The sequence below is a fragment of the Bradyrhizobium sp. KBS0727 genome (genome assembly GCF_005937885.2).
Taxonomy (GTDB): domain Bacteria; phylum Pseudomonadota; class Alphaproteobacteria; order Rhizobiales; family Xanthobacteraceae; genus Bradyrhizobium.
Window position 1 is genome coordinate 6,561,422 of sequence record NZ_CP042176.1, and the last position, 26,422, is coordinate 6,587,843.

At 62.9% G+C, this 26,422-nt stretch carries 29 protein-coding genes; 11 read left to right on the forward strand and 18 right to left on the reverse strand.

Features of this window, described 5'->3' with window-relative positions:
- Positions 1–29: 29 nt before the first annotated feature.
- From FFI89_RS30715 to FFI89_RS30740, 6 genes are all read right to left on the reverse strand, one after another.
- A complete protein-coding gene (locus tag FFI89_RS30715; RefSeq protein ID WP_138831229.1) occupies positions 30–1,925 on the reverse strand; it encodes a feruloyl-CoA synthase in 1,896 nt (631 codons plus the stop codon).
- Between the two features lie 18 nt (positions 1,926–1,943).
- On the reverse strand, positions 1,944–2,744 hold the full coding sequence (locus tag FFI89_RS30720) for a crotonase/enoyl-CoA hydratase family protein (protein WP_138831230.1): 801 nt from the start codon (positions 2,742–2,744) through the stop codon (positions 1,944–1,946).
- Positions 2,745–2,981: 237 nt separating this feature from the next.
- Positions 2,982–3,443, reverse strand: coding sequence for a DUF3237 domain-containing protein (locus FFI89_RS30725; protein WP_138831231.1), 462 nt, complete (start codon positions 3,441–3,443; stop codon positions 2,982–2,984).
- Positions 3,444–3,475: 32 nt separating this feature from the next.
- Positions 3,476–4,801, reverse strand: a complete 1,326-nt coding sequence (locus FFI89_RS30730) for a TRAP transporter large permease (RefSeq protein ID WP_138831232.1) — start codon at positions 4,799–4,801, stop codon at positions 3,476–3,478.
- A gap of 5 nt (positions 4,802–4,806) precedes the next feature.
- A complete protein-coding gene (locus FFI89_RS30735; protein WP_138831233.1) occupies positions 4,807–5,316 on the reverse strand; it encodes a TRAP transporter small permease in 510 nt (169 codons plus the stop codon).
- Positions 5,317–5,394: 78 nt separating this feature from the next.
- Complete coding sequence (locus tag FFI89_RS30740) at positions 5,395–6,411, reverse strand: TRAP transporter substrate-binding protein (protein ID WP_138831234.1); 1,017 nt, start codon at positions 6,409–6,411, stop codon at positions 5,395–5,397.
- 288 nt (positions 6,412–6,699) lie between these two features.
- Between FFI89_RS30740 and pobA the strand changes: the two genes are divergently transcribed.
- Positions 6,700–7,869 carry a 4-hydroxybenzoate 3-monooxygenase gene (gene pobA / locus FFI89_RS30745; RefSeq protein WP_138831235.1) on the forward strand — a complete coding sequence of 390 codons (1,170 nt, stop codon included), beginning with the start codon at positions 6,700–6,702 and terminating at the stop codon, positions 7,867–7,869.
- 222 nt (positions 7,870–8,091) lie between these two features.
- Positions 8,092–8,520, forward strand: coding sequence for a PaaI family thioesterase (locus FFI89_RS30750; protein WP_138831236.1), 429 nt, complete (start codon positions 8,092–8,094; stop codon positions 8,518–8,520).
- Here the strand turns inward: FFI89_RS30750 and FFI89_RS30755 are convergent.
- On the reverse strand, positions 8,517–9,410 hold the full coding sequence (locus FFI89_RS30755) for a LysR family transcriptional regulator (RefSeq protein WP_138831237.1): 894 nt from the start codon (positions 9,408–9,410) through the stop codon (positions 8,517–8,519). The two genes, FFI89_RS30750 and FFI89_RS30755, sit on opposite strands and share 4 nt — an antisense overlap.
- Positions 9,411–9,535: 125 nt before the next feature.
- Between FFI89_RS30755 and FFI89_RS30760 the strand changes: the two genes are divergently transcribed.
- Positions 9,536–10,084, forward strand: a complete 549-nt coding sequence (locus tag FFI89_RS30760; protein WP_138831238.1) for a carboxymuconolactone decarboxylase family protein — start codon at positions 9,536–9,538, stop codon at positions 10,082–10,084.
- A gap of 75 nt (positions 10,085–10,159) precedes the next feature.
- Positions 10,160–10,819: a pyridoxamine 5'-phosphate oxidase family protein gene (locus FFI89_RS30765; RefSeq protein WP_138831239.1), complete on the forward strand. Its 660-nt coding sequence runs from the start codon at positions 10,160–10,162 to the stop codon at positions 10,817–10,819.
- A 75-nt stretch (positions 10,820–10,894) separates the two neighbouring features.
- Here FFI89_RS30765 and FFI89_RS30770 read toward each other — a convergent pair whose 3' ends face one another.
- Complete coding sequence (locus FFI89_RS30770) at positions 10,895–11,551, reverse strand: glutathione S-transferase (protein ID WP_138831240.1); 657 nt, start codon at positions 11,549–11,551, stop codon at positions 10,895–10,897.
- Between the two features lie 109 nt (positions 11,552–11,660).
- Here FFI89_RS30770 and FFI89_RS30775 point away from each other — a divergent pair, with 109 nt between their 5' ends.
- On the forward strand, positions 11,661–12,224 hold the full coding sequence (locus FFI89_RS30775) for a TetR/AcrR family transcriptional regulator (RefSeq protein WP_138831241.1): 564 nt from the start codon (positions 11,661–11,663) through the stop codon (positions 12,222–12,224).
- 73 nt (positions 12,225–12,297) lie between these two features.
- Here FFI89_RS30775 and FFI89_RS30780 read toward each other — a convergent pair whose 3' ends face one another.
- Together FFI89_RS30780 and FFI89_RS30785 are read right to left on the reverse strand one after the other, a co-directional pair.
- On the reverse strand, positions 12,298–13,026 hold the full coding sequence (locus FFI89_RS30780) for a glutathione S-transferase family protein (protein ID WP_138831242.1): 729 nt from the start codon (positions 13,024–13,026) through the stop codon (positions 12,298–12,300).
- A 59-nt stretch (positions 13,027–13,085) separates the two neighbouring features.
- On the reverse strand, positions 13,086–13,358 hold the full coding sequence (locus tag FFI89_RS30785; RefSeq protein WP_210249044.1) for a hypothetical protein: 273 nt from the start codon (positions 13,356–13,358) through the stop codon (positions 13,086–13,088).
- A 119-nt stretch (positions 13,359–13,477) separates the two neighbouring features.
- On the opposite strand from FFI89_RS30785, the gene FFI89_RS30790 reads away from it, so the two are divergent.
- Together FFI89_RS30790 and FFI89_RS30795 are read left to right on the forward strand one after the other, a co-directional pair.
- Positions 13,478–14,176 (forward strand): YafY family protein, encoded by a 699-nt coding sequence (locus FFI89_RS30790; protein WP_138831243.1) that lies wholly within the window; start codon positions 13,478–13,480, stop codon positions 14,174–14,176.
- 37 nt (positions 14,177–14,213) lie between these two features.
- A complete protein-coding gene (locus tag FFI89_RS30795; protein ID WP_138831244.1) occupies positions 14,214–14,546 on the forward strand; it encodes a YkgJ family cysteine cluster protein in 333 nt (110 codons plus the stop codon).
- A gap of 158 nt (positions 14,547–14,704) precedes the next feature.
- Here FFI89_RS30795 and FFI89_RS30800 read toward each other — a convergent pair whose 3' ends face one another.
- Entirely contained in the window at positions 14,705–15,103 is a 399-nt protein-coding gene (locus FFI89_RS30800) for a hypothetical protein (RefSeq protein WP_138831245.1), read from the reverse strand.
- A 304-nt stretch (positions 15,104–15,407) separates the two neighbouring features.
- Positions 15,408–15,761, reverse strand: coding sequence for a DUF3307 domain-containing protein (locus FFI89_RS30805; protein ID WP_210249045.1), 354 nt, complete (start codon positions 15,759–15,761; stop codon positions 15,408–15,410).
- Between the two features lie 428 nt (positions 15,762–16,189).
- Here FFI89_RS30805 and FFI89_RS30810 point away from each other — a divergent pair, with 428 nt between their 5' ends.
- Entirely contained in the window at positions 16,190–17,632 is a 1,443-nt protein-coding gene (locus FFI89_RS30810) for a TAXI family TRAP transporter solute-binding subunit (protein WP_138831246.1), read from the forward strand.
- Positions 17,633–17,635: 3 nt separating this feature from the next.
- On the opposite strand, the gene FFI89_RS30815 is transcribed toward FFI89_RS30810, so the two are convergent.
- On the reverse strand, positions 17,636–18,511 hold the full coding sequence (locus FFI89_RS30815; protein WP_138831247.1) for a DUF6537 domain-containing protein: 876 nt from the start codon (positions 18,509–18,511) through the stop codon (positions 17,636–17,638).
- 18 nt (positions 18,512–18,529) lie between these two features.
- On the reverse strand, positions 18,530–19,198 hold the full coding sequence (locus tag FFI89_RS30820) for a Crp/Fnr family transcriptional regulator (RefSeq protein WP_138831248.1): 669 nt from the start codon (positions 19,196–19,198) through the stop codon (positions 18,530–18,532).
- A gap of 318 nt (positions 19,199–19,516) precedes the next feature.
- Here FFI89_RS30820 and FFI89_RS30825 point away from each other — a divergent pair, with 318 nt between their 5' ends.
- The 3 genes from FFI89_RS30825 (at position 19,517) to FFI89_RS30835 (ending at position 21,814) form a co-directional block, all read left to right on the forward strand.
- Positions 19,517–20,629 carry a cyclic nucleotide-gated ion channel gene (locus FFI89_RS30825; RefSeq protein WP_138831249.1) on the forward strand — a complete coding sequence of 371 codons (1,113 nt, stop codon included), beginning with the start codon at positions 19,517–19,519 and terminating at the stop codon, positions 20,627–20,629.
- 20 nt (positions 20,630–20,649) lie between these two features.
- Positions 20,650–21,435 (forward strand): enoyl-CoA hydratase/isomerase family protein, encoded by a 786-nt coding sequence (locus tag FFI89_RS30830; RefSeq protein WP_138831250.1) that lies wholly within the window; start codon positions 20,650–20,652, stop codon positions 21,433–21,435.
- A 127-nt stretch (positions 21,436–21,562) separates the two neighbouring features.
- Positions 21,563–21,814, forward strand: a complete 252-nt coding sequence (locus tag FFI89_RS30835; protein ID WP_138831251.1) for a hypothetical protein — start codon at positions 21,563–21,565, stop codon at positions 21,812–21,814.
- A gap of 73 nt (positions 21,815–21,887) precedes the next feature.
- Here FFI89_RS30835 and FFI89_RS30840 read toward each other — a convergent pair whose 3' ends face one another.
- The 4 genes from FFI89_RS30840 to FFI89_RS30855 form a co-directional block, all read right to left on the reverse strand.
- On the reverse strand, positions 21,888–22,598 hold the full coding sequence (locus FFI89_RS30840; RefSeq protein WP_138831252.1) for a nitroreductase: 711 nt from the start codon (positions 22,596–22,598) through the stop codon (positions 21,888–21,890).
- A 2-nt stretch (positions 22,599–22,600) separates the two neighbouring features.
- Positions 22,601–23,845, reverse strand: coding sequence for an acyl-CoA dehydrogenase (locus FFI89_RS30845; protein WP_138831253.1), 1,245 nt, complete (start codon positions 23,843–23,845; stop codon positions 22,601–22,603).
- 118 nt (positions 23,846–23,963) lie between these two features.
- Complete coding sequence (locus FFI89_RS30850) at positions 23,964–25,211, reverse strand: acyl-CoA dehydrogenase (protein WP_138831254.1); 1,248 nt, start codon at positions 25,209–25,211, stop codon at positions 23,964–23,966.
- A gap of 73 nt (positions 25,212–25,284) precedes the next feature.
- Positions 25,285–26,412, reverse strand: a complete 1,128-nt coding sequence (locus FFI89_RS30855; protein WP_138831255.1) for an acyl-CoA dehydrogenase family protein — start codon at positions 26,410–26,412, stop codon at positions 25,285–25,287.
- Positions 26,413–26,422 lie beyond the last annotated feature (10 nt).

Consider the following 26,422-nt stretch of genomic DNA (forward strand, 5'->3'; position numbering starts at 1 on the left):
GCGTTCTCCTTGGGCGTATCCGTTCGAATTCAGTTCAGCGCGATCACCTGCGCCGGTGGCGCGGATGCATAAATCGTCTCAATCAATGTACCGCGATTTTCCAGCACGGCGCGCTGGTTGATGGAGCCCTTGTCGGTGACTTCGCCGCGGTCGATCGACAGCGGCGTATCGAGCAGCACCGCGCGCGTGATCCGCGTCGACGAGCCCGTGGCGCCTGCCAGTAATTTCTGGAACCGCTCGCGGAAGGCGGCGCGGATCAGCGGATCGGATGCGGCGGCGGCGAGATTGTCGGATGGCAGCGTCGGATTGATCAGGCGGCAGCCGTCGAGATCGAGCACGACCAGCGCCGAGATTTCGTCGTGGTTGATGCCGGCGATAACGACGTCGCGCACCAGCGGCGCACAGGCGGCGACAAAGCGCGCACGCAACGGGCCGACGCTGACCCAGGTGCCGGAGGCGAGCTTGAAATCCTCGGCAATGCGGCCGTCGAAATCGAAGCCGGCGTCGAAATCGTTGGGATCGGCCGGCTTCAGCGCATCGCCGAATTTGTAAAAGCCTTCCTCGTCGAATGCTTTCGCAGTGAGTTCGGGCTGGCGCCAGTAGCCCGGCGTAACATTCGGCCCCTTGGCGCGCACTTCGAGCTTGCCGTTGTTCGGCAGCAATTTTGCGTCGTTGCCGAGCACGGGAAGCCCGACATGGCCGGAGCGCGAGGTGTCGGGCCGGACCGACATGAAGAACGGCGAAGTTTCGGTGGCGCCGAGACCCGTCAGCATCGGCACCCGGAAACCCGTCTCGGCAACCGCAAGCTCGTCAAGGCTGTTCCAGACGAACGGCGACAGCGCAGCACCCGAGAAGAACATCGCATGCAGCCGGCCGAAGAATTTTGCGCGCAGCGCCTTGTCGTCGCGCAAATACGGCAGCAGCGATTCATAACCCTTGGGGACGTTGAAATAGACCGTCGGCGAAATCTCGCGCAGGTTACGGACGGTCTCCTCGATGCCGCCGGGCATCGGCTTGCCCTCGTCGAGATACATCGAACCGCCGTTATAGAGCGTCAACCCGATATTGTGGTTGCCGCCAAAGGTGTGATTCCACGGCAGCCAGTCGACGATGACAGGCGGCTCGTCCTTGAGGAACGCCAGCGTCTCGCGCAGCATCACCTGGTTGGCGCAGATCATGCGTTGGGTGTTGATGACGGCCTTGGGATTGCCGGTCGAGCCCGAGGTCAGCAGGAATTTAGCGATGGTGTCGGGACCGATCGCGTCGTGCACCGCGTCGAGGCTGGCATGAACCGGCGTCGCCAGCAGATCGGCAAGCAGCGTCACGTCGCGGCCCGCGACGGCGCCAAAGGATGCCGCGATCTCGGTTCCGGCGGAGACGTTGACCGCCAGCGCATCGGCGAATTTCGCGGCATCGTCGGCGAACACGAGGCCGGGCGTCAGCAGCTTCATGAGATAACCGAGCTTGCCGTAGTCCTTCGACACCAGCGAATAGGCCGGCGATACCGGGCAGAAGGGAATGCCGGCATAGAGCGCGCCAAAGGCGATCAGCGCATGATCGATCGAATTGCCCGACAGGATCACGATCGGCCTTTCGGCCGAGAGCCCGCGCGCCAGCAATGCCGAGGCGATATGCCGCGATGACGTCAGCAGTTCGGCGTAGGTGACCTGCCGCCAGCCACGCGCCGCGTTGCGCTCCGCCATGAAGACGCGGTTCGGTTCGGCGTTGGCCCAATGATGCAGCCGATCGGTGATGCGGACCGGGTAGTCGCTGAGCCGGGCCTTCGGGCGCAGATAGATCGTGCCGTCGTCGCGGCGCTCGACCGTGACGTCGGGATTGCCGAACGAGATCGCGCGCAATGGATGGGCGCTGCCGGCCCGCGCGGCGCTGTCGGTCGAGGCTGATGGGCTGGGCTTTACACTCATGTCAGCTTGGCGCTCATGTCAGGTCGGCTTCACCTTGGCGGTCTTGCGGTCGAGAAACGCACGAATGCGCTGTTTTGCCTCTTTGTCGCTTTGGGCGACGGTCGCCATCAGCGATTCCATCAGCAGGCCCGTCTGCGGATTGGCCTCCGCGATCATCGGCAGCGCCTGCAGCACGGCGAAATTGGTCAGCGGCGCATTGGCTGCGACCCGCTCGGCCAATTCCATCGCCTTCGGCAGCGCGCCGCCCGTTTCCGTGAGGTATTGCGAGAAACCATAGGCCGCACCTTCGGTTGCCGAATAGACCCGCCCGGTCAGCATCATATCGGTCATCCGCGCCACACCGATCAGCCGCGGCAACCGCACCGATCCGCCACCGCCGACGAAAATGCCGCGCTGGCCTTCTGGCAGCGCGAAATAGGCGGAGGGTTCGGCGACGCGGATATGCGCGGCGCAGGCCAGTTCCAGCCCGCCGCCGATCACCGCGCCCTTCAGCGCGGCAATGACCGGCACGCGGCTATACTGGATGCGATCGAACACCCGGTGCCACATCTGCGAGTGCCGCAGCCCCTCGGTGGCGTCCTGCTCGGTCAGTTCGGACAGATCGAGGCCGGAGGAGAAATGGTCGCCGATGCCGTGGATCACCACCGCGCCGATGCCGTCAGGCAGATTCGCAAAGCAATCCTGGATCGCGAGGATGATGCCGTCGTTGAGCGCGTTACGCTTGGCCGGACGGTTCAGCCCCACGGACAGTACCGTGCCCGACTGCTCGATCGTGAGCAGGTCGGATTGACCCGCGGCGGCGGAGACGGCGTTTCCCATGGGCTTATTGCTTCCTGTCGAGAATAGTTATGTTTTATAACTATTCTCGCGGGAGTCAATATGGCCAGCTGCTGCCAATCCCGTCATTGCGAGCCAACGGGTCGCGCGCATGCGCGCCCGATGACAGGCTCCGCGAAGCAATCCATCTTGCCGCACAAAGAAGGAATGGATTGCTTCCGCCTTCGCTCGTTGAGCTACGGCGGACAAGTCGTCGCGTCGCTTGTTGCCAGAGTTCGCCTACAGCACCTGATGCACGTCGATCACGACGCGGTCGGCGTGGCGGGCGGCGGAGCCGACGAAGATGTTCTCCATCAGCCAGCGGTACTTTGGAGCGCCGGTCTCGAATCGCGGCATGGTGCGGAAATAGATCAGTTTCGGATCGACCGGCTCGCCGCGCTTCAGCTTCTGCAGCAGCTCCACCGGGCCGAAGCGCATGCCTTTGTTCTCGACATAGACCACCGCACCGTCGTCGGTCTCGAAGGCGTATTTGGCCTCCAGCTCGATCAGCTCGTTGGGCCGGATAATCTGGAAGTCGGCGCCAAAGGACAAAACCTTGCCGTTGATCCCCTCGCCTTTCACCTCGCCGCCGATGATCGGAATGATCCGGCGTTCGCCGGTGCCGATGTCGCCGGCCGAGGTGACGTCGCCGATCCGGGCCGTGATGGTGAAGACGTATCTGGTCTCGAGAACCGGCGTCATGCAATCCGTCTCTTCTGTACGCTTACGCGCGTCTAGTGAACGCCGGCCATCATGCGTTGCGGCAACCAGGTCGCCAGCAGCGGAAACGCAATCAGGATGACCAGCCGGACCAGATCGGTCGCCACGAATGGGAGCACGCCGCGGAAGATCGTGGAGAACGACACGTCCTTGACCACGCTCTTGATGACAAAGACATTCATGCCGACCGGCGGATGAATGAGGCCCAGTTCGACCGTCATCACAATGATGACGCCGAACCAGATCGGATCGAAACCAAGATGGCTGATCACCGGAAAAATGATCGGCACGGTGAGGATGATCATGGCCATGGCATCCATCAGGCAGCCCAGCACCAGATACATCACCATGATCAAGGCGAGCACGCCATAGGCGCCGAGCCCGAGGCCGGTGAGAAATTCGGTGACCTTTTGCGGGGTCTGCGTCACCGTGAGGAAATATCCGAAGATCAAGGCGCCGATCAGCACCGTAAAGACCGCGGCCGCGGTTCGCGTCGCCTGTAGCAGCGAGGCCAGGATCTTTTCCCGGTCGAGTCGCCCGGTAACAATACCGATCAGGAACGCTCCGGTGGCGCCGACGCCGCCGGCTTCGGTCGGCGTGAAGCGCGGCAGGAACGGCAGGCCATACAACCCGCCGATCACGAAGACGAACAGCAGCACCGGCGCCCAGATGTTCTTCAGGCCCGCAAAGCGTTCGCGCCAGCTGGTTTGCGGACCGGTCGGCAGGAAGCCCGGCCGGAAATAGCCGATCAGCGAGATCGTGATCATGTACATCATCATCGCAAGCAGGCCGGGGATGATGCCGGCGATGAACAGCTTGCCGATATCCTGCTCGGTGATGATGCCGTAGACGGCCAGCACCGTCGATGGCGGCAGCATCGCGCCCAGCGTACCGCCAGCCGCGATCACGCCGGTGGCAAAGGATTGCGGATAGCCGAAACGGCGCATCTCCGGATAGGCGACGGCCGAAAACGTCGCTGCCGTTGCGACCGAGGAGCCGCAGATCGCGGCAAAGCCGGCGCAGGCCGCGACCGTGGCGATGCCGAGCCCGCCGCGCAAATGGCCGACGAAACCGTTGGCAGCCCGGAACAGCTCACGGCTCATGCCGGAATTGCTGACCAGCGTGCCCATCAGCAGGAACATCGGAATCACGCCGAAAGTGTAGTCGGTCACGGTCCGCATCGAGGTCTGGCCGACCAGCTTCAGCGCCGGCGAGAAACCGACCAGATAGCCAAAGCCGGTGACACCGACGAGGCCCATCGCCATGCCGACCGGCACGCGCAGCAACATCAGCACGAACAGCGCGACGAATCCCAGGACAGCGACAGCGTCGGTGCTCATGCCGTCTACTCCACGGGCTTGATCTTGGGATCGTGCATCTGATCCGGATGAAAAATCAGGCGGTAGGTGCGGATCGCAATCAGCAACACCGCGGAGACGTCGCCAGCCCAGGCGATCGCGAAGAACGGCCAGGTCGGCATGTGCATTTCGAAGGTGAGCACGTTGTCGTTATAGGTACCGCGCACCTTGTCGAACAAGGTCCAGGTCTGCACCGTGACGACGAACAGCAGCACCAGTGTCGCAAACACGTCGATCCAGCGCTGGTATTTCGGGCCGACATTGGCCCAGATCAGGTCCACCGTGATGTGGCCGCCGCGATAGCTGGTGGCGGCGATGCCCCAGAAGATCAGGATGCCGAGCAGCATGCGCCCGATATCGAAGGAGTCGGGAATCGCATAATTGAGCGTATTGCGCAGGATGACGGCGATAAAAATGTTCAGGGCAACAATGCCGACGAATCCGGCCGCGATCCATTCGATCGTATCGATAAAGCGATCCATCGAGGCGCGATTCATGTCCGCTCCAAACGGCTGGCAATGATTGGCAAACCGCGACGGCGGCAGACCCCGCCGTCGCTCGGACGAGTTACGGCGTTACTGCGCCAGCGCGTTGTATTTGGTCAGCGCGGCGCGAAGTTCTGTCATCGCCACGTCCGGATCGACACCGGTCTTCTTGACGCCCTCGCCCCAACTCTTGACCAGCGGTTCGGAAGCCTTCTTCCATAACGCGGTCTGCTCCGGCGTCAGCTTGTAGACCTCGTGGCCTTGCTCGGCCTTGACCTTGTCGAGGCCAGCGTCCTCGAACTTGCCCCAGGGTTCGCCGACCCGGCCGGCGGCCTCGGTGTTGCAATTGTCGTCGATCGCCTTTTTCTGGCGGTCGGACATCTGGTTGTACTTGTCCTTGTTCATCACGAAGGCGAACGTCGTGACATAGAGCGGCGCGTCCATGTGATACTTCGTCACCTTGTCGATGCCGAACAGCACTAGCGATCCCCACGGGAAGGTGACGGCGTCGGCGACGCCGCGCTCGATGATGTCGCGGACCTCCGGCGCCGAGGACTGCACGTTGGTGCCGCCGAGCTGGGTGATGAAGGTTGCCATGGTGGCGTGTGCGGGGCGCACCTTCATGCCCTTGACGTCATCGGGCACCACGACCTTCTTCAGGCGCGAGTGAAACGAGGAGGGCGAGTGGATGAAGGCGAGGCAGAACTTGACGTCCTTCATCTCCTTCTCGGCGTATTTGCGGTACCAGGCGTCGAGCGCCATCGAGCCGCCCTTGGCGTCCGACATCAGGAACGGCAGTTCGCCGGCGCCGATGATCGGGAAACGACCTGGCTGATAGCCCGGGTTGATGTAGGTGACGTCGGCGATGCCGTCGCGCGCCATGTCGTAATGGTCGAACGCCTTGCCGAGCTGCTGCGCCGGGAACACCTTCGACTTGATCGTGCCGCCGGATTCCTTTTCGACCGCCGCGCCCCAATCTTCCAGGGCCTTTTGCAGCGGGTGCGACGCCGGCACCCAGTGCGAAAGCTTAAGCTCGAAGGTTTTTTCCTGCGCCAACGCAGGCGTCACACTGGCGGCGAGCAGCAACGCCAAAAACGCTTTTCTCATCGACATTCTCTCCCTTGGTGCATGAAGGCGGGCTTCGAGGTCCCGCTCTCGTTAGTTAACATGTTATATAGATCGCGCGATTTTTCAAGCCGGAGCTCGGCGCGGCGACAGCCTCGACAAAATTCGCACTCCGGGCGTCATGCCGGAATCTTCTTGCAGTGCGGTGCAGCGAAACCAATTGTTTCGCTCCGGCGCTCTTTTCGAAAATTGTTATATGATATAATTATCATTGCAAGACTTGCCGGGAATGCGGCGGGCTCAACTGCATTAGACCATGGGAGCACACCGGTGCGCACGAAGGTAGCAATCATAGGGGCAGGTCCGGCTGGATTGTTGCTTGGGCAACTTCTTCATCTTTACGGCATCGACAACGTCATTGTCGAGCGCCAGACTCCGGATTACGTGCTCGGCCGCATCCGCGCCGGCCTGCTGGAGGAAGGCACCGTGGCGCTGCTCGACGAGGTCGGCGCCGGCGCCCGCGCCCACGGCGAGGGGCTGGTCCACCACGGCGTGGAGCTCGCCTTCGGCGGCGCGCGGCACCGCATCGACATGTATGCCGCGACCGGCAAGACCGTCATGATCTACGGCCAGACTGAAGTGACGCTTGACCTGATGAACGCCCGCAAGGCGGCCGGCCTCGCCACGGTCTACCAGGCCGCCGACGTCAAACCGCATGATTTCGATACCGACCGTCCGCGCGTCAGCTACGTCAAGGACGGCGTTGCCCACGACATCGAATGCGACTTCATCGCCGGCTGCGACGGCTTCCACGGCGTCAGCCGCGCCAGCGTCAAGCCGTCGGCAATCCAGACCTTTGAGCGGATCTATCCGTTCGGCTGGCTCGGCATCCTCTCCGAGACGCCTCCGGTCAGCCCCGAACTGATCTACAACAACCACGCGCGGGGATTTGCGCTATGCACGATGCGCTCGTCCCACCGCAGCCGCTACTACGTGCAGTGCCCGCTCGACGATCATATCGACCAATGGCCGGACGACCGGTTCTGGGACGAACTGAAGCGGCGGCTGGACCAGAAGGCGGTCGACGAGCTCGTCACCGGTCCCTCGATCGAAAAGAGCATCGCGCCGCTGCGCAGCTTCGTCGCCGAGCCGATGCGGTTCGGCCGGATGTTTCTGGCCGGCGACGCCTCCCACATCGTGCCGCCGACGGGGGCCAAGGGATTGAACCTGGCTGCCAGCGACGTGCATTACCTCTCGCAGGCGTTCCGGGAGTTTTATGACGAGAAATCCTCCGCCGGCATCGACGGCTACTCAGCCAAGGCGTTGGCGCGGGTCTGGAAAGCGGTGCGGTTTTCGTGGTGGATGACCTCGATGCTGCACAGATTCCCCGACGAGGGCGAATTCGGCGCGCGCATCCAGCTCGCCGAGCTGGATTATCTCGTCAGCTCGAAAGCCGCGTCGGCGTCGCTGTCGGAGAACTATGTCGGGCTGCCGTTCTAGCGTTGGCGCGTTCAAGCACCGTCATTCCGGGGCGATGCGTAGCATCGAACCCGGAATCTCGAGATTCCGGATATGGTCCTTCGGACCATTCCGGAATGACGTGCAATACAATCAAGCGCGTTTCAAACACCCGCCGAAATCCCGTTTAAAACTTTGTAGGCGGTGCGGTTCGCGCGCGAATGGCGTTTAGTGGCGACAGATATCGTCAACACGCGAGTTTGCATGACCACATCAGATATCCCCGAAGGTTTTGAGCGCCATTTCAGGCAGAGCCCGCTGACCGATCCCTGGGAGCCGCTCTATTCGAAGCGGACCGACAAGGCCGTCATTATTGGATTGCGGCTCGCCAGGCCGCACACCAACGGCCGCGGCCTGATTCATGGCGGGCTGATTGCAGCACTTTCCGACAACGCCATGGGCTATAGCTGCTCCCATAAAATGGGCGGGGTATCGTCGCTGGTGACGATCGGACTTGCGGTCGATTTCATCGGCACCGCCGAGGTCGGGCAATGGCTTGCGGTCGAGAGCGACGTCATCAAGACCGGCAGCACGATCTGCTTTGCCCAAAGCCTGATCAAGGCCGACGACGTCATCATTGCGCGCGCCAACGGAACGTTTCGCGTGGTGCCGAAGAAAGCGCCCGTGCCCTAACCGAAGTGCCAGTCGGCAGTCTCAGTCACGAGATCGATGAAGGTGCGGACCTTGGCCGACAGCAGCCGCGAGGTCGGGTAGACGATCTGGACCGGCATGGCGGGCAGTTCGAATTTGGCCAATACGATTCTGACGTGGCCGCGCTTGAGTGAACCCGCTGCCTGGTAGGCCAGCACGCGCGTCAGACCGCCGCCCTGCTCGGCATGCTGGATCGCGGCATCGGCGCTGTTGGTGGAGAAACGCGGCGCAATGGCGACGCGGACCTCATTGCCGTCCTCGACAAAGCGCCAGTCCGCCATCCCGGCAGTAGCGCCGAACTGGATGGTGTCGTGCGCGGCGATGGCGCCGGGCGTCTTTGGTTCGCCGCGCGCCTTGAGATAGCCGGACGACGCCACCACGATCCGCCGCATCTCGCCGACGTGACGCGCCACCAGGCTGGAATCTGCGAGCTGGCCGATCCGCACCGCGAGGTCGACACCGTCTTCCACCAGACTGACCATGCGATCCTCGAGCCGCAACTCGCCGGAGACTTCCGGATAGCGCGTCAGATAGGCCGACATCAGGGGACTGACATGAAGGCGGCCGAAGCCGACCGGCGCCGAGACCACCAACCTGCCGCTCGGCCGCGTCCGTTCGCCCTCGGCCGCGCTTTCGGCCTCCTCGACATCGGCCAAAATCCGGCGCACCCGTTCCAGGTAGCGGCTACCTGCGTCGGTCAACGCCACCGAGCGCGTGGTCCGTTGCAATAGCCGCGCGCCGAGCCGGTCTTCCAGCGCTGCAATCAACCGCGTCACGCCTGACGGCGACAAGCGGAGCTTGCGGGCTGCCGGCGCAAACCCCTGCAGGTCGGCGACAGCGACAAAGGCCTGCATGGCATCGATACGGTCCATCGCATTATTTCATATCCGGCAATAGTGTAGTGTCAATTCATATAATTGTCCCAGAAATGGATGGAACGCATATTCGGGCCATGGCGAGCAGGTGCTCGTCGCCAAACACCTAAAGGACCGCCGCCATGACCCGCCTCCCCACTCCCGCCTCGATCGAAGCCTCCCCCGCCGCCGCCCAGCCGCTGCTGGAGGCGGTCAAGAAGCAACTCGGCGTGGTGCCGAACCTGTTCCGGCTGGTCGGCACCAGCCCGGCCGCGCTGGAGGGTTATCTCGGCCTCAACGGTGCACTGGCCAAGGGCGCGCTCGAGGCCCCGACCCGCGAGCGAATCGCGCTGGCCGTCGCCGAGGTCAACGGCTGCGACTACTGCCTGTCCGCGCATTCCTATCTCGCCAAGAACCTCGCCAAGCTGTCTGACGTCGAAATCGCGGCCAACCGCAACGGCGGCTCCGGCGATCCAAAGGCCGACGCGGCGGTTGGTTTCGCCGTCAAGCTGGTGAAGGCCCGCGGCCATGTCACCGATGCCGATATCAAGGCGGTCAAGGACGCCGGCTACAACGACGCGCAACTGATCGAGATCGTGCTGCACGTCGCGCTCAACACGCTGACCAATTACGTCAATGAAGTCGCGAAGACCGAAATCGATTTCCCGGTGGTTACGGTCAAGGCCGCATAGTGTAGTGCCCGCGGCGCGTCGATCTCACCGGCGCGCCGGCTGCCTTGCTGGGAACCAGGTTCATAGGAGGCCCAGATGCCCGACGTTCACACTTCTTCCGGCGAGAGTTTTTCCAGCGATGTCGCCTTCACCCCGGCGGTGAAAGCGATACAGGCCCGCAAGGGGTCGCGCGACGCCTACGCCCATGTCGAACAGAGCGGCGGGTGGCGCACGGAGATCGACGAAAATCTCGCCGGGTTCCTGGCCGAGACCAACAGTTTCTATTTCGCCACCGCCAGCGCGGACGGCCAGCCTTATATGCAGCATCGCGGCGGCCCGAAAGGCTTCATCAGGGTCCTGGACAAGAACACCATCGCCTTTGCCGACTACAGCGGCAACCGGCAGTACATCACGCAGGGCAATCTCTCGGAGAATCCGAAGGCGCATATCTTCGTGATGGACTATGCACATCGCCGGCGCGTCAAGATATGGGGTGAGGCCCGCGTCGTCGACGACGATCCGGCACTGACGAAATCGCTGATGCCGCAAGGCTACCGGGCGCGGCCCGAGCAAGTCATCCTGTTTCGGATTTCGGCCTGGGACACCAACTGCGCGCAGCACATCCCGCAAAAGTTCGACGCCGCCGACGTGGCACAAGCACTCGCCATGCGCGATGGCCGGATTGCCGAGCTGGAGGCAGAACTGGCTGCATTGAAGGGCCAGTCGGCGCCAACGAGCCAGAGCGTGGACTCATGACGCCGACATATCTCCATCAAGCCGTTCGATTGATTGCTCAGAAATCATCAGAGCAGTCGTTCACATACGGCAATTTCAAACGGCCGCCTCAGCCGGTTCTGACATCGTCACCCGGTTCTTTACGCTGGGACGCTCCTGCATGGTCGCGTACCAGGCCTGAAGTGCCTCGCACTCCGCTGGCACCGGCAGCTCCACGAGCCCCGCAAAAATCAAACCGCCTATGACCGTGATGTCGGCCATCGAGAACACCTCACCGGTGACGAACGGTTGTCTTTTCAAAATGCCATCGAAGTAGTGCATCCCCCTTAGGGCTTTGTCGCGCTGACGGAACCCCCACTCGGCGTTCTGATAAATCTCGACGTCGGGCCCAAGCCCCGGCGTGGCGTGGTGGAAGTAAACACTGACAGCGTCGAGCAGCTCCAACTCGGCGCGCTTACTCATCATGTGGATCAGGCCCTTCTCGCGCGGTGACCTGCCGGTGAGTGCGGGAGCGCCATCAAGCGCATCAAGGTATTCGGTAATGGCCGTGCACTCGGCAATGAGGGTCCCGTCGTCGAGTTCGAGTACCGGCAGCGTGCCTGAGTAATTCTTGGCGAGGAACGCGGGCTTCTTGTGCTCGCCTTTCCAGAGATCGACCGACACGAACTGGACACGCGATTGCAGGCTCTTCTCGGCCAGAGCGATACGGACGCGGGCCGGGTATGGACCGGTGGGCCAATCGTAAATCTTCATCGTCTTCCCTCGCTGCTACCTACCTAACAGTTGGTAGGGGTTACGGGTTGCGCTGTCAATGCCTATCTGTCACTTGGTAGGTAGTGACGGCGAAGCGGGAGGCAGGAAAATGGGTGCAAGCTCCAAGGAAGCCATCCTGGCGGCCGCCAAACGGATCGCGCAGGCGCATGGCTACAGCGGCTTGAATTTCCGCTATCTCGCGGACGACGTGGGCATCAAGGCCGCGAGCATCTACCACCATTTCCCGAGCAAGGCCGATCTCGGCGCAGCGGTAGCGAGGCGCTATTGGGAGGATACCGCGGCCGATCTCGAGTCGATGTTGGCCGAAACCTCGGATCCGGTCCGCTGCCTGCGCCGATATCCCGATGTGTTTCGCAAATCGCTCGAGAGTGACAATCGCATGTGCCTCTGCAGCTTCATGTCTGCCGAATATGATGATCTGCCGGAAGCGGTGAAGAAGGAGGTCCAAACCTTCGCCGATGTCAACGTGGCGTGGCTCAGCAAGGTGCTGTCCGCTGCGGCCGTGGTCAATTCCGGGGAGAGCGAACAGCGGGCTCGCGCAATCTTCGCCGCTGTCGCCGGCGCCCAGCTCATGGCGAGGAGTCGCTCGGATATCTCGCTCTACGACGCGTTGATCGATAGCTATCGCGTGGCGGGCCTCCTGCCGGCGTAGACGGTGCAATATTCCATAGCCGACGCGCGGCACAGCAAGCCCGGTTCTGATTACCAGACCGTGCTCGCACTCGTCAGGCGGCTTCCTGCAGCGGCGCCCAGGCGAATTCCGGGTAGTATTGCAGCATCATCCGGTCGACATAGGCGGTGAGGTTTGCGAACCGCTCGGTCCGCTGCCGCAACGGCGACTCGAAGAACGGCGTCAGGATTCCGGACAGCGCGCCGAACGCGGTAGCGTCGGTGCCACAGGGCGTATCGCCCATCAGGTACGGCTTGTCGCCAAGCTGCACCGACAGTGCAAACAGCGAGCGGACCGCGAGATCGACGTCTTCTTCCGGCGCGTGGCGGCCGAGGCCGCTGAGCAGATAGTTCTCGGCGACACGAAACTGCGCATCCTCGCGCAGTTTTTCGCGCTGATGCGCCGGCACTGCATCGAAGAAATGCGCCGGCCCCTTGGCGAAGTTGTCGGCATCGACCCAGCGCGCGCCGACCAGCGCCCAGTAGATGTGGTGTTCGATCATCCGCTCGAACGCCCAGGCTTGGGCGCGCGCCTGCAACGACAGCGGCGCATCGAAATCGAAGCCGTATTTGCCCTCGAGATGGGCGCGGATGAAGGTGGAATCGGCAATACTCTCGGCGTCGTCGACGATGTAGGGCAGTTGCCCCTTGGGAGAGGTCGGCGGCCTCGCCTTCTCCTTGCGATAGGCAAGACCGGCCATTTTCAACTGGACTTCGGTCTTGGTCACAAAGGGGCTGATTTCCGGCAGGCCGAACCCGGCGCCGAAGCCATAAAGGGTAATCATGTTGGTCTCCCGATCTTTCAAAACGTCCTCGCAAAACGTGCCTGAAAACGTGCCCGACCCTAGCGACCCCCTGCTGCCACCATGGTGTCAGCAGCCTTGAGTTCCCGCGCGAGGCACCGCTTCCCATGGCGGATTCTGCAAGCCAACAAGGCCAACTGCCCTTGCGCGAGGACGCACATTGCTGTGAATGAGCGCAGCACCAGTTCCACCATCGCCCAGCGCAGGTCTGATGTCGTGGAGTGGATGGAAACCAGCTGCTCCAGTGCGAAAAACTGGGCGTTCAAGAGGGGGTGGCTCCTTCCCGGAAAGCCGAATTCGCTGAAAAACGTCATGGACAAATTCCCTTCAATTGAGGTGTTGTCCTTATCTACGCGATCCCTGCTGCCAGCATGCTGTCAGCATCGGCGAGGCGCCCCCAAAGAAAAGAGACTTCTAGGAAAAGAGATTTGCCATGAGACGTGCCGACCGGCTGTTTCAGATCATTCAGGTGCTCCGGCGCACCCGGAAGCCGCTGACGGCGGATGCGATCGCGGCCGAGCTGGAAACCTCGAAGCGGACGATTTACCGCGACATCGCCACCCTGATCGAACAACGCGTGCCGATCCGCGGCGAAGCCGGCATGGGCTACATCCTGGAAAAGGGATTCGACCTGCCGCCGCTGATGCTGACCCCCGACGAAATCGAGGCGGCCGTGCTCGGTGCGCAGTGGGTGGCAGGACACGCCGATCCCGTGCTCGCCCGCGCAGCCCAGGACCTGATGGCGAAGATCGCCGACACCGTCCCCGAACGCTTAAGGCCGTTCGTGCTCGAACCCGCCAGTCGCGCCCGCCCGGTCTGGAACAGGGAACCCGACCGTATCGACATGGTGCGGACGCGGTCGAATATCCACGAAGGCAAGAAGATCACCCTGAATTATCGCGACGAGCACGGCCGCGACAGCCAGCGCACCATCTGGCCGATCGCGATCGGCTATCACGAGGCCGTGCGGATTCTGGCGGCGTGGTGCGAACTGCGCAAGGATTTCCGCAGTTTCCGCACCGACCGCGTCATCGACGCGGTGTACCACGACGAAAAATATCCGGAACGGCGCGACCTGCTGCGGGCGAAATGGCGCAGAAGCCTGGTCTGGGAGGCGCCCAAGGATACCTGACTGTCGCCGCACGGCCTGCGTTCGGCTATACAGAGCCATGGATCACATCGGCAATTACATCGACCCCGCCAACGACAACGCGAGTCCCTGCCAGAGCTGCGGCGCCTGCTGCAGCTATTCGGAAAACTGGCCGCGCTTCACCACCGAGGATGAGGCGGAGCTGGACCTGATCCCCCAGAAATTCGTCAACGACAAGCTCTCGGGGATGCGCTGCGACGGCAACCGCTGCTCGGCACTGTCAGGCAAGGTCGGCGAAGCGACATCGTGCACGATCTATGCGGTGCGGCCCGAGGTCTGCCGGACCTGCATGCCCGGCGATCCCGAATGCGCGATGGCGCGGAAGCGGCACGGCCTGCCCGTGCTGGCGTGAATCAAAGCTGTCGTCCCGGCCTGGTGCGCAATTGCGCACGGGGCGCCGGGACCCGTACCGCGTGATTTATCGATAAGGCAGAATGGCTGACGCCTTCCGTAACCACCAAAGCCGATGGCTATGGGTCCCCGCGTTCGCGGGAACGACGGAACGACGTTTTACGCCGTCACCGCCTCGACTTCGTCGTCGATCTCATCCTCGATCGGGGCAAAGGTCGAGAGTGGCTTGGTCGACAGCGTGATCGGCTTGCGGTGGCCGTAGGACGACGAGGGCGTGGAGCGCGCGGCCGGTTCGCGCGACAGCGCATAAAGCGTGGAACCGACACGGCCACCCAACTGGATCAGGTCGCGCTCGGTGCAGCTTGCCGCGATGGCCACAGCCAGGGCGTGCAGATGGCTGCGACGGTAGCAGAACAGCGCCAGCATGGCGCGGACATCGGAACTCACGCTTGCGACCAGCAGCGGCAGGCCGTTTGCATTGGCGCGGTACATCTCACCGAGCAGTTCATCCCGGACCGGGCAGAAATCGTTCTCGAATGCGTCACGGCTTGAAAACATGAGGGTTCTCCCTCTGCGGAAGATGCATTGCAATTCTCTAACGAAAGGTTAACCAACGGAAGCAGTAGTGTTCCGGGGCACTTGCCAGTTGCAGCCGAATCGGAACCGGCCGTGGCAGCGATTCGCTTGGAGCGTTTTCGAGCGAAGTGGAAACCGGTTCGCGTAAAGAAAACGCGTCAAAGCAGAGGACCAGAGCCCGGTTCTGGTTCAATCAGAACCGGGGTCCAGGAGCGCGCGGGACCCGAATCCATGCCCGCGCTTGCCGGGCAAGCCGGCTACGGTCGGATCGACGCCATGAAGGCGATCAGTTCGACGCCATGAAAATCGACAGGAAAAAACCGGTGAGATGGTGCAGCGCCTGATCGACGCCGATCAGAGTCCAGAACCACGGGTGTTCCTGCTCCAGCGTCACGCCGTATGACGAGGCGATAATTCCCTTGGCGCGGTCGACCGTAATGTGAATGGCAAAGTCGATCAGGGCGACGAACCAGAACCGCGGCGCGACAACCAGAATCAGCGTCATCGACACCGCCAGATGCACGAGACAATGCGCCAGCAGCGGCAGCGCCCAGCCGGTCTTTTGATCCTTGCCGATCGCCATCCAGGAATTTTGCAGAACAAAATCGGCGATGATGTGCTTCACCGTAAGAAGCAACATCCATCCCACCAGCGCACCGACCGGGACCGACGACGACATCGAGGGAAACAACAAAGCTGACGCCCTTTGCTGGGGACTGACGAGGTGGCGAAAAACCGGGATCTAGGCAGTCAGCGCAATTGTCTTCTCAAACCCGGACTGTCCGAAACATTACCGGTATTTATGACACCTCCCGGACCGGAATGCACCTGTGGGCTGTCCGAAAATCACATGGTGTGGCGAAACTGCGATACTGCAGGGAGCACTGTCCTCGCGGTAAGGTTACCGGTCGGGGCGGTTTGCATTCCGTCCCAAGCGCGATATCATCGGCGGACGGGCAAAATTGTTGTTCTTTTCTAGGCATTTACGAAAACATTAGGACGGCCTCATCATTAGGACGGCCTCCGACGCCGGCTTGACGGCGAGACGTCCCCGACCGGGTATGAGCCATGAGCGCTGAAGCCCCCACGCCGCAACCGGAAATGCCACGCCAACGTTCGCGGGTGGTGAAAAGCAATCGCTCGCAGATCGTGCTGTTTTCGATCCTGACCTTGATTCTCAGCGCCGTCACGGTTTGGGGAGGCCGAACCTGGGTGCGAAATTCCGAGACGCTGGTATTCGCCGTCGGTGAGGCCAACGGCCCTGAAGCACGCTTCGCGGCCAAACTGGCGGCGCTGCTGAAGAGCAATGCGTCGCGGCTGCGTCTCAAGATCGTGCCCAGCGGCGACAACGCCAAGGCGCTGGCGTCGTTCGACCGCAAGGAAGCCAACCTTGCGATCCTGCGCACCGACGCCAAAGTCCCGTCGCGCGCCCGCGCGGTCGCCATCCTCGAACACGACGTGCTGCTGCTGCTCAGTCCCGGCAACAAGAAGATCAAGACCGTGGCCGACCTGAAGAAGAAGAAGATCGCGGTCATGGCCGACAGCGAGAGCAGCGTGGCCCTCGTCCGCAACATCCTCGAACTTTCCGACAGCCCCGACGCAGCGGCGCGGGTCCAGATGGCGCCGCCGGGCGCGACCCTGGAGAAGCTGTTCGCGTCGGGCACCGGCGCGGTGGTCGTGGTCGCGCACGCCTCGCAGGTCATGAAGGACAGAAGCTACGAGCAACTTGCCAAGCACGGCGGCTTTACCCTGAACGCGATCGACGCCGCGAAAGCGCTCGCCAGGAAATACCCGGCGCTTTCCGAGGAGACGCTGACGACCGGCATGCTGTCCGGCGCACCCGCGATCCCCGACGACGACCTTACCACCATCGGGCTGGAGTGGCTGCTGGTGGCACAGTCCGGATTGTCGACCACGACCATGAGCGACCTCGCCCGCCTGATCTACGAAAACAAGGCCGATCTGGCGCTGAGCGACGGCTTCGCCAGCAAGATCGAACCGGCGGTGACCGACAAGGATGCCTTCATCGCCGCGCATGCGGGGGCCGCCGAATATATCAACGACGATACCAAGTCGTTCATGGATCGCTACAGCGACATGATGTATCTGGGCGCGGCCGCGCTCAGCGTCATCGGCTCGATCTTTGCCGGCATCTACACCAAGATCACGCGGATTGCACCGGAGAAGGCCGGCGAACTCGCAACTGCCATTCTCGATATCGGCGAGCGGATGGAATACGCCAAAACTCTCGACGCCCTCGACGAGCTGCAGGACGAACTCGAGGCGATCCTGCGCGGCGCGGTGATAGGGTTGCGCGACGGCACCATTTCCAGCGACGGACTGGAGACCTTCAAGCTGGGCTACGAGTTCGTCCGCGACGACATCGGCATGCGCCGCGAGCATCTCAAGCGGCACACCCCGCAGAACCCCGGCGCGCAAAACCCGGGGACCCAAACCCCTGTCGCGCACGACGACAATGTCGTGGTCGTGAAGACCGCACAGAGCGCGTAAGGTTCAGGCCGCGTTCGGCGCGGCCGGCACCCGCGCCCTGATCTCGGCGATCTTGCGCTTGAGCGCGACCTGGCGCGGATCGGTCAGCACCGCGGCGCGCGCTTCCGCCACCGCACCGCCGAGATCGGCCAGATCAAGCACACCGTCGAAGGTCGGCTTCGCGAGCCCGTCGATGATGGCGTTCCAGTCCGCCACGCCTTGACGATAGGGATCGCCATATCCCTTGATCATATCAGCGGTTTGCACGATGGCAGGCGCGGCCGCGGGTTGCTTGGTCAGGCTGCGGTCGATCATGTGAAGCCAGCGTTCGACCCAGGCCCGCTCCTTGGTGTAACGCACCGAAAACTGCCGCCACCGCCGCAGCCCCGCCTCCATCTTCAAGCGGCGAATACCCCATCGGCTCGCCGTGCTGAAGCGGATCGACACCGGCAGGCGCAGCCAGCCGAGCCATTCGAGCACATCGAGCACCGGTTCGGCGACAATGGCGGGGAGCGCACCGATCAATTCGTCGATGCGGAATCTCCTGACCTCGTTGATCGGCGCGGCCGGCACACCCGGCCGCCCCTCAAGAGTCGCGAGCGTGAGCTGCGCGATCCGGATCGGGTCTTCGTAGCTCATGCGCGCCGCCATCAACCGCGCGATCTCGGCGAACACGGCATCATCGAAACCGCGCCGGCCGACGAACCGCCGCAGCCGGTCGACATAGAGCTGGGCGTAGCTCGTCCCCTGATAGACGATCAGCATGTGAATGGCGTCGCTGGCGACGGGCACGACGGCTTCCGGCAACCCCTCCGGCAGCAATGGCGGCGTGTCGTCGACCTCGCCGATGACATCGGCGAACAGGTAACGCAACGAGGACAGGATACCGCGGTCCGACACGCTCCTCGCTCCCGGCCTCTAGGCGGGCTTCGGCGCGACCGCAGGCGCGGCCGTCTGCTGGCTCAGTTGCTTCTGCAGCGTCTCGAGATTCTGAAACAGCCGGGCGCTGGAGAGGCGGAGAAAATAGAAACCGAACGCCGGGTTTTGCACGTAAAGCTCCTCGACCTTGCTGTAGCTGACGCTCAGCACGCGCCCGGCTTCGATGCATTCCAGCGACTGGGTGCGCACGTTCGACGGCGAGAGCATGCCGAGTTCGCCGACGATGGCGCCGACCGGCAATACGATGCCGGACTCGACCAGCTTGAACCGGCCGCTGACGATATAGAGCATGTCCTCGGCCTTCTCGTCTTTGTAGAACAGCATTTCGCCGGCGCTACAGTTGCGCTCGATCATGAACGGTTTCAGCCAGTCCATCGACAGGTCGCTGTTGACGGATTTCCTCACGTCGCGCACCAGCTGCAGCATCTGGTGCAGGCGATACGAGTTGACCAGGCACATCACCGACTGCACCAGCATGACCAGGTAATTATGCGCTGGAATGGCAGTCAGGAAGAGAACGACGTTGGCGAGAATGCCGAAGATCCGCAACGGGATCATGGTCCGCATCGTGGTGGTGGCGACCACGAAGATCGACGCGAACAGCGCGCCGGCGGTTCCCGCATGTTCTGCCAGATGAGACGTGTCCATTGGAGGCCAGCCAATTCTTTGCGAAGTGAATGGTTTCGCAATTCTGTTGCGGTGCCCGCTATCGTAATGTCCGCTGGGCATTTTTGATATACGAGGAAAAACGACGTTTTTTCGGGATTCTCGCCCAGCCCGGGCAAAATTCGGCCCCCAGGAGATACCAAGGCGTGACCGGGGCGCCCCTGCGGCCAGCGGCGATAAACGCTGATTGCCTGATGTCGTTGACGGCCTCCCCGGAGGGGGGCACGTTGCGCGAACCGGTCCTGCCGTGGCATGACCGCTATCACGCTTTTTCAGCACCGATCAGGCGCCCTCTTTCCAATGCCCAAACGGCTCGTTCTTTCGGCTCTGACGATTTTCGCCGCCCAGACGGCCGGCCGCAACATGACCAAAGCGGCCTATGTCGCGGTGACGGTCGGCGTCAGCGTCATGGTGCTGCTCACGGTCGCGCCCGCCTATGAGGCGGCGCATCGCTGGGTCGACGCCGTGCTGTGGGCGTGCTGGGCCTACTTCGTGTTCGAATGGGTGGTGCGGCTGCGCCTCGCGCGGGCGTCGCAGCGCGGCTGGGGCTATACGCGGTCGGTCCGCGGGCTGGTGGACGCCGCCGCCGTTATCGCGGTGCCGCTGGCGCTGGTCTGCGGCACCGATCCGCGGACGGCATGGCTGCTCGCGATCCTGTGGGTGCTCAAGGTGGTCCCCGGCGTTCCGGGCTTGCGGCAATTGCGCCGGGTGCTGGTGATCGAGTCCGGCTCGCTGTTGAGCGTGCTGGTGATTTTCCTGATGGTGCTGTTTCTGGCATCGGTCGCGGTCTATTTCTTCGAACGCGACGTTCAGCCTGCCACCTTCGGCAGCGTGCCCGCCGCGCTCTGGTGGGCGGTCGCGACGCTGACCACCACCGGTTATGGCGACGTGGTGCCGATCACGCTGCCCGGCCGCATCGTCGCCGCGCTGGTGATGATCTGCGGCCTCGGCGTGTTCGGGCTGTGGACCGGTATTCTCGCCACCGGTTTTGCCGCCGAGACCCGCCGCGACAACTTCCTGAAGACCTGGGAGTCCGTCAGCAAGGTGCCGTTCTTCGCAGCGCTTGGCCCGGCCGCGATCGCCGACGTCACCCACATGCTACGCACCATGGACCTGCCGCCGCGCACCATGATCATCCGCAAGGGCCAGCAGGGCGACTGCATGTATTTCATCGCCGCCGGCGAGGTCGAGGTCGACCTGCCCGGCAAAAAGGTCAGGCTGAGCGAGGGCGCGTTCTTCGGCGAGATGGCGCTGCTCGGCAACAATCTGCGCTCGGCCAACATCACCACTACGCGGCTGTCGAAATTGCTGGTGCTCGACCTCGTCGATTTCCGCCTGCTGATGGCGCGGCACCCCGATCTGGCCCAGACCATCGACGCCGAGGCCAACCGGCGCGCACTGGAAAACAAGTAACAAGAAAAACGGAGAACGAGATGTCCGAACCAGCCGAGGCGGCCAGTGCGCCGGTCCTCGAAATCAGCGGCGCACGCGCCACCATCCGCCTCAACCGGCCGAAACACCTGAACCGGCTGCAGAGTGAGGATCTCGGCGACCTGCTGAAACTGTTCGACCGGATCGAGGCCGATCCCGCTATCCGCGTGCTGGTGCTGACCGGCACCGGCCGCGCCTTCAGTGCCGGCTATGACCTCAACTCGGTCGCCGACCGCGCGACCAGCGCCAAGGAAGAACAGAGCGCGGGCTCCGCGTTTGAAGTCGTGGTCAACCGGCTGGAGGATCTCGGCGTACCGACCATCTGCCGGCTCAATGGCGGCGTCTATGGCGGCTCGACCGATCTGGCGCTGGCCTGCGACTTCCGCATCGGCGTCGACACCGCCGAAATGTTCATGCCGGCGGCGCGGCTGGGCTTGCATTACTACAAGAGCGGCATCGCGCGCTATGTGGCGCGGCTCGGCGTCGACAACGCCAAGAAGCTGTTCTTGACCGCGCAGAAGATCACCGCACCCGAGATGCTGCGGATCGGCTATCTCACCGCCATGGTGCCGCTGGAATCGCTCGACGAGGAAGTCGACCGCCTCGCCACCATTCTCGGCGGCAACGCGCCGCAGGCGATGCGCGGCATGAAACGCGCCATCAACGAGTTTTCGCGCGGCCAGCTCGACGAGGAAGCCTGCGACCGCCGCCACCGCGAAAGCATGCGCAGCGCCGAGATCAAGGAAGGCATCAAGGCGTTCGCGGAAAAGCGCCCGCCGCGGTTTTAGATTAGTAGCCCACGAAACAGTCCTGAAACACGATTCTCCAGATCGCGCATGAACGCGAGGCGCGTCCGCTCCGACTGATGGGCAGGGACGAAACAACGGCCTCGTGCCACCCAACTGGAGAATCAAGATGCTTCGCAAGGTTCCCCTCGGACTGATCGCTGCCGCTTCCCTCGGCGTCGCTGCACTGGCTCCCGGCGCCGCTTCGGCGCACGGCTTTCATGGCGGCTGGGGACATCATGGCTGGGGCCATGGCGGCTTCGGCTTCGGCGGCATTTACGTCAACACCGGCGTCAGCGACTGCTATCAGCAGCAGTACATTCAGACCCGCCACGGCGTGCGCCTGCGCACGGTCAATGTCTGCGCTTACAACGCCTACTGATTGCGCCTGAACGACACGCAAAACCCCGATCGCGGCCCGCGATCGGGGTTTTCGTTGTGTTTTTTGGCGTGTTTTATTTATCGACGAAGGTCACGGTATCGGCCACGCTCGCCCGCGAGGTGCGGTAGCTGTTGACCTTGTGCGCGTTGTCGGCAAAGCCGAACGAGATGCCGCAGACCACCTTGCGGTCGTCAGCGAGTTTGAAGTGACGGCGGATCAGCCCGGAATGACGCGCCAGCGCCGCCTGCGGAATGGTGCCGAGGCCGAGCGCCTGCGCCGCCAGCATGAAATTGCCGACATAGGCGCCGCAATCGATCGCGCCGTAGATGCCGAGCGGCTCGTCGGTATGGATGATCGCGACATGCGGCGCGCCGAAGAAATTGTAGTTCTCCAGCGCCTGCTTGGCGTAGGCCATCTTGTCGCCACGGGCGATGCCGAGCGTGTTGTAGAGCTGAAAGCCGCTCTCGCGGCGGCGTTCGAGATAGGCCCCGAGATATTCGCGCGGCGGCGTGAAATCGTGATCGTCGCCGGCGCCGGACGCGGCCTCGGCATAGATTGCCTTGCGAAACCGCTCCTTGGCTTCGCCGCTGGCGATCAACACCTGCCAGGGCTGGCTGTTGCACCATGACGCCGTGCGCTGCGCCGCGACGAGAACGCGCTCGATGGTCTCGTGCGGCACCGGCTGCGGCAGAAACGCGCGAACCGAATAGCGTTCGCCCAACAGCTCTTCGAGCACGCCGATGCGATCTTCGGTCGCGTATTTGGTCTTTGCCGCAGCGTCCATTTTCATCGCCCCTTGGTCGGGATCTTGTTGAACGGCACATCCTTGTCGACGCGGATGTCGCCGGGCAGACCCAGCACGCGTTCGGCGATAATGTTACGCAGGATTTCGTCGGTACCGCCGGCGATACGCATCGACGGCGAACTGAGCAACATTTGTTGAAACTGGCCGTGCGCTACTTCCTCGTCCGCGCCGGTCAGCGCGCCGGCAGCGCCCTCCAGGTCCATCGCATAGCTTGCGATGTCCTGCAGCATCGAGCCCGAGACCAGCTTGCCGATGGAGTTTTCCGGACCCGGCCGCTCGCCCTTGGACAGCGAAGAGATCGCGCGATAGCTGGTGTATTTCAACCCGCTCGCCTTTACCGCCCAGTTCGCAAGCTTGGCGCGGGTGGCGCGATCGTCGATGGCGGGGCCGTCTTCCGTCATCAGGCTGGAGCAGAACTCGAAAATTTCGGGGAAACCGGTCGCCAGCCGCGAGCCGATCGACATGCGCTCGTTCATCAGCGTCGTCAGCGACACGTTCCAGCCGTCGCCGACCGCGCCGAGGCGCTGGTGATCGGGAATCACGACGTCGGTGAAGTAGACCTCGTTGAATTCCTGCATGCCGTTGGCCTGCTTGATCGGCCGTACCTCGACGCCCGGGCTCTTCATGTCGAGGAAGAACATCGTCAGGCCCTTGTGCTTGGGCACATTGGGATCGGTGCGCGTGATCAGAAGACCGTAATCCGAGTAGTGCGCACCGGAGGTCCAGATCTTCTGGCCGTTGACGATCCAGTTGTCGCCCTTCTTCTCGGCGCGCGTGCGAAGCCCGGCGACGTCGGAGCCGCCGGCCGGCTCTGAGAACAGCTGGCACCAGATATGTTCGCCGGAGGCGAGCTTCGGAAGATAGTGACGCTTGTGCTCCTCGCTGCCGAACGCCATCACGGTCGGCCCGCACATGCCCTCGCCGATCTGGAACGGCTGCGTCAGCTTGCCGTAGACGCCCTCTTCCTGCTGCCAGATCACCTTCTCGATCGGGGTCGCGCCGCGGCCGCCATATTCCTTCGGCCAATGCAGGCAGGCCCAGCCGCCTTCGGCCTTCTTCTTCTGCCAGGCCTTGCCGACGTCGACGATCTCTTCCTTCTCGAGCCGGATGCGGCCGAGCGAGGATTTCGATAGCTCCGCCTCGTATTTTTTCGGAGCATTGGCCTCGACCCATTTGCGGGCGGTGGCGCGGAATTCGGCTTCCTGCGGGGTGTCGTCGAAGTTCATGGCGGCTTCCTCTTTTTTCGTAGGGTGGGTTAGCCGAAGGCGTAACCCACCAGTTATATCGAGCCTTGTTGCAATGGTGGGTTACGCTTCGCTAACCCACCCTACGATTCTAAAATTCTTACGCGCGTCCCTTGGTCGGAATCTTGTTGAACGGCACGTCCTTGTCGACCCTGATATCGCCGGGCAGGCCAAGCACGCGTTCGGCAATGATGTTACGCATGATTTCGTCGGTACCGCCCTCGACGCGGGTACCGGGCGCACGCAGCAGCATCGCCTGGAATTTTCCGGCGACTTCGGCGTCTTCCGGTCCGCTCAGCACGCCGGCGGCGCCCTGCAGGTCGAGCGCGTACATCGCGACGTCCTGGATCATCGAACCCGCCACCAGCTTGCCGATGGAATTTTCCGGACCCGGACGATCGCCCTTCGACAGCGCCGAGATCGCGCGCATCGAGGTATATTTCAGCCCGCTCGCCTTTACCGCCCAGTTGGCCAGCTTGGAGCGGACGCCACGGTCGTCGATCGCCGGACCATCCTCCAGCATCAGGCTGCTGCAGAACTCGAACAATTCAGGGAAACCGGTCGAAACGCCGGCGCCGATCGACATGCGTTCGTTCATCAGCGTGGTCAGCGAGACGTTCCAGCCGTCATTGACGGCACCGAGCCGCTGCGAGTCCGGGATCACCACGTCGGTGAAATAGACTTCGTTGAAGTCGGACTGCCCGCTGGCCTGCTTGATCGGCCGCACCTCGACGCCCGGGCTCTTCATGTCCAGGAAGAACATGGTGAGACCCTTGTGCTTGGCGACGGTCGGATCGGTTCGCGTCAGCAGGATGCCGTAATCGGAATAGTGCGCGCCTGAGGTCCAGATCTTCTGGCCGTTGATGATCCAGTCGTCGCCCTTCTTCTCGGCGCGGGTGCGCAGGCCAGCGACGTCGGAACCGCCGGCCGGCTCGGAGAACAACTGGCACCAGACATTTTCGCCGGCCGCCAGCGGCGGCAGATATTTGCGCTTCTGCTCCTCGCCGGCGAACGCCATCATGGTCGGCCCGCACATGCCGTGGCCGATGATGAACATGCCACTGAGTTTTCCGAACGGGCCCTCTTCCTGCTGCCAGATCACGCGCTCGATCGGCGACGAACCGCGACCGCCATATTCCTTCGGCCAGTGCAGGCAGGCCCAGCCGGCGTCGGCCTTCTTCTTCTGCCAGGCCTTGGCGACCTCCAGCATGTTGACATTTTTGAGCGCGGTTCGGCCGAGCGAGGACTTGCGCAACTCCTCCTCATACTGCTTCGGCGCGTTGGCGCCGATCCACGCCTTGGCTTCGGCGCGGAACGCGGCTTCCTGCGGGGTGTCATCGAAGTTCATGACGTCTGTCCTTGTTGGTCATTCCGGACGATCCGCGGCGCGGATCGATCCGGAATCCAGAAGTTGTTTGCAATCAGGCCGCATTCCGCTTGCGCATGTGGTCGATCAGCGCGTCTTCCCAGTACGACAGACTGCCGAGCGTCAGCGCGGTGGCGTTGGCGCGGCGGTAGTACATGTGGCAATCGAACTCCCAGGTGAAGCCCATGCCGCCATGGACCTGAATGTTGTTCTTGGAACAGTGCTGGAACGCCTGCGTTGCGCTGATGCGCGCAGCCGCGGCCGCTTCCGGCAGTTCCGACGCGTTGGTCGAGAGCGCCCAGGCGCCGTAATAACAATTGGAACGCGCCAGCGTCGCCGAGACATACATGTCGGCGAGGAGGTGCTTCACCGCCTGGAACGAACCGATCGGACGGCCGAAGGCAATACGGTCGAGCGCGTAGTCGCGGCCCATTTCCAGCGCACGGTCGGAACCGCCGACCTGCTCGAACGCCAGCAGGACAGCGGCGCGGTCGAGCACCTGGGTCAGGATGCCCCAGCCTTCGCCGGCGGCACCCAGCGGCTCGGCCTTGCAGTTCTTGAAGATCAGTTCGGCCTGGCCGCGGCTCGGATCGATATTGGTCAGCGACTTCACCTCGACGCCGCCGGCCTTGAGGTCGACCAGGAACAGCGAAATGTCGGAATCGCGGCCAGACGATCCCGTCCGCGCGGCAACGATGGCGAAATCGGCAATCGCACCATCCGGCACCGGCTTCTTGACACCGTTCAGCGTGCCGGCGACGGCCGAAAGCTTGATCGCCGATGGCGACGGATTGCCCTTGCCTTCGAACAGCGCCAGCGTGCCGATCGCGTCGCCGGAGGCAATCACCGGCAGCCACTTCTGCTTCTGCGCATCGGATCCTGCGATCATCAGCGCTTCAGCCGCCAGATAGACCGTCGAAGAGAACGGCACCGGCGCCAGCGCGCGGCCCATTTCCTCGGCGATCACGCAGAGTTCGAGATGGCCGGCGCCCGCGCCGCCGAACGCTTCGGGGATCGCAATGCCGAGGAAACCCATCTCGGCGAGGCCCTTCCACAATTCCTTGTCGTACGGCGCGTTGCCGTCCAGCACCGCGCGCACAGCCTTGGGCGGGCACTTTTCAGCGAGGAACTTCCTCGCTTCGTCACGCATCTGCTTTTGTTCGTCGGAGAAATCGAAATTCATGGCGCTTTAC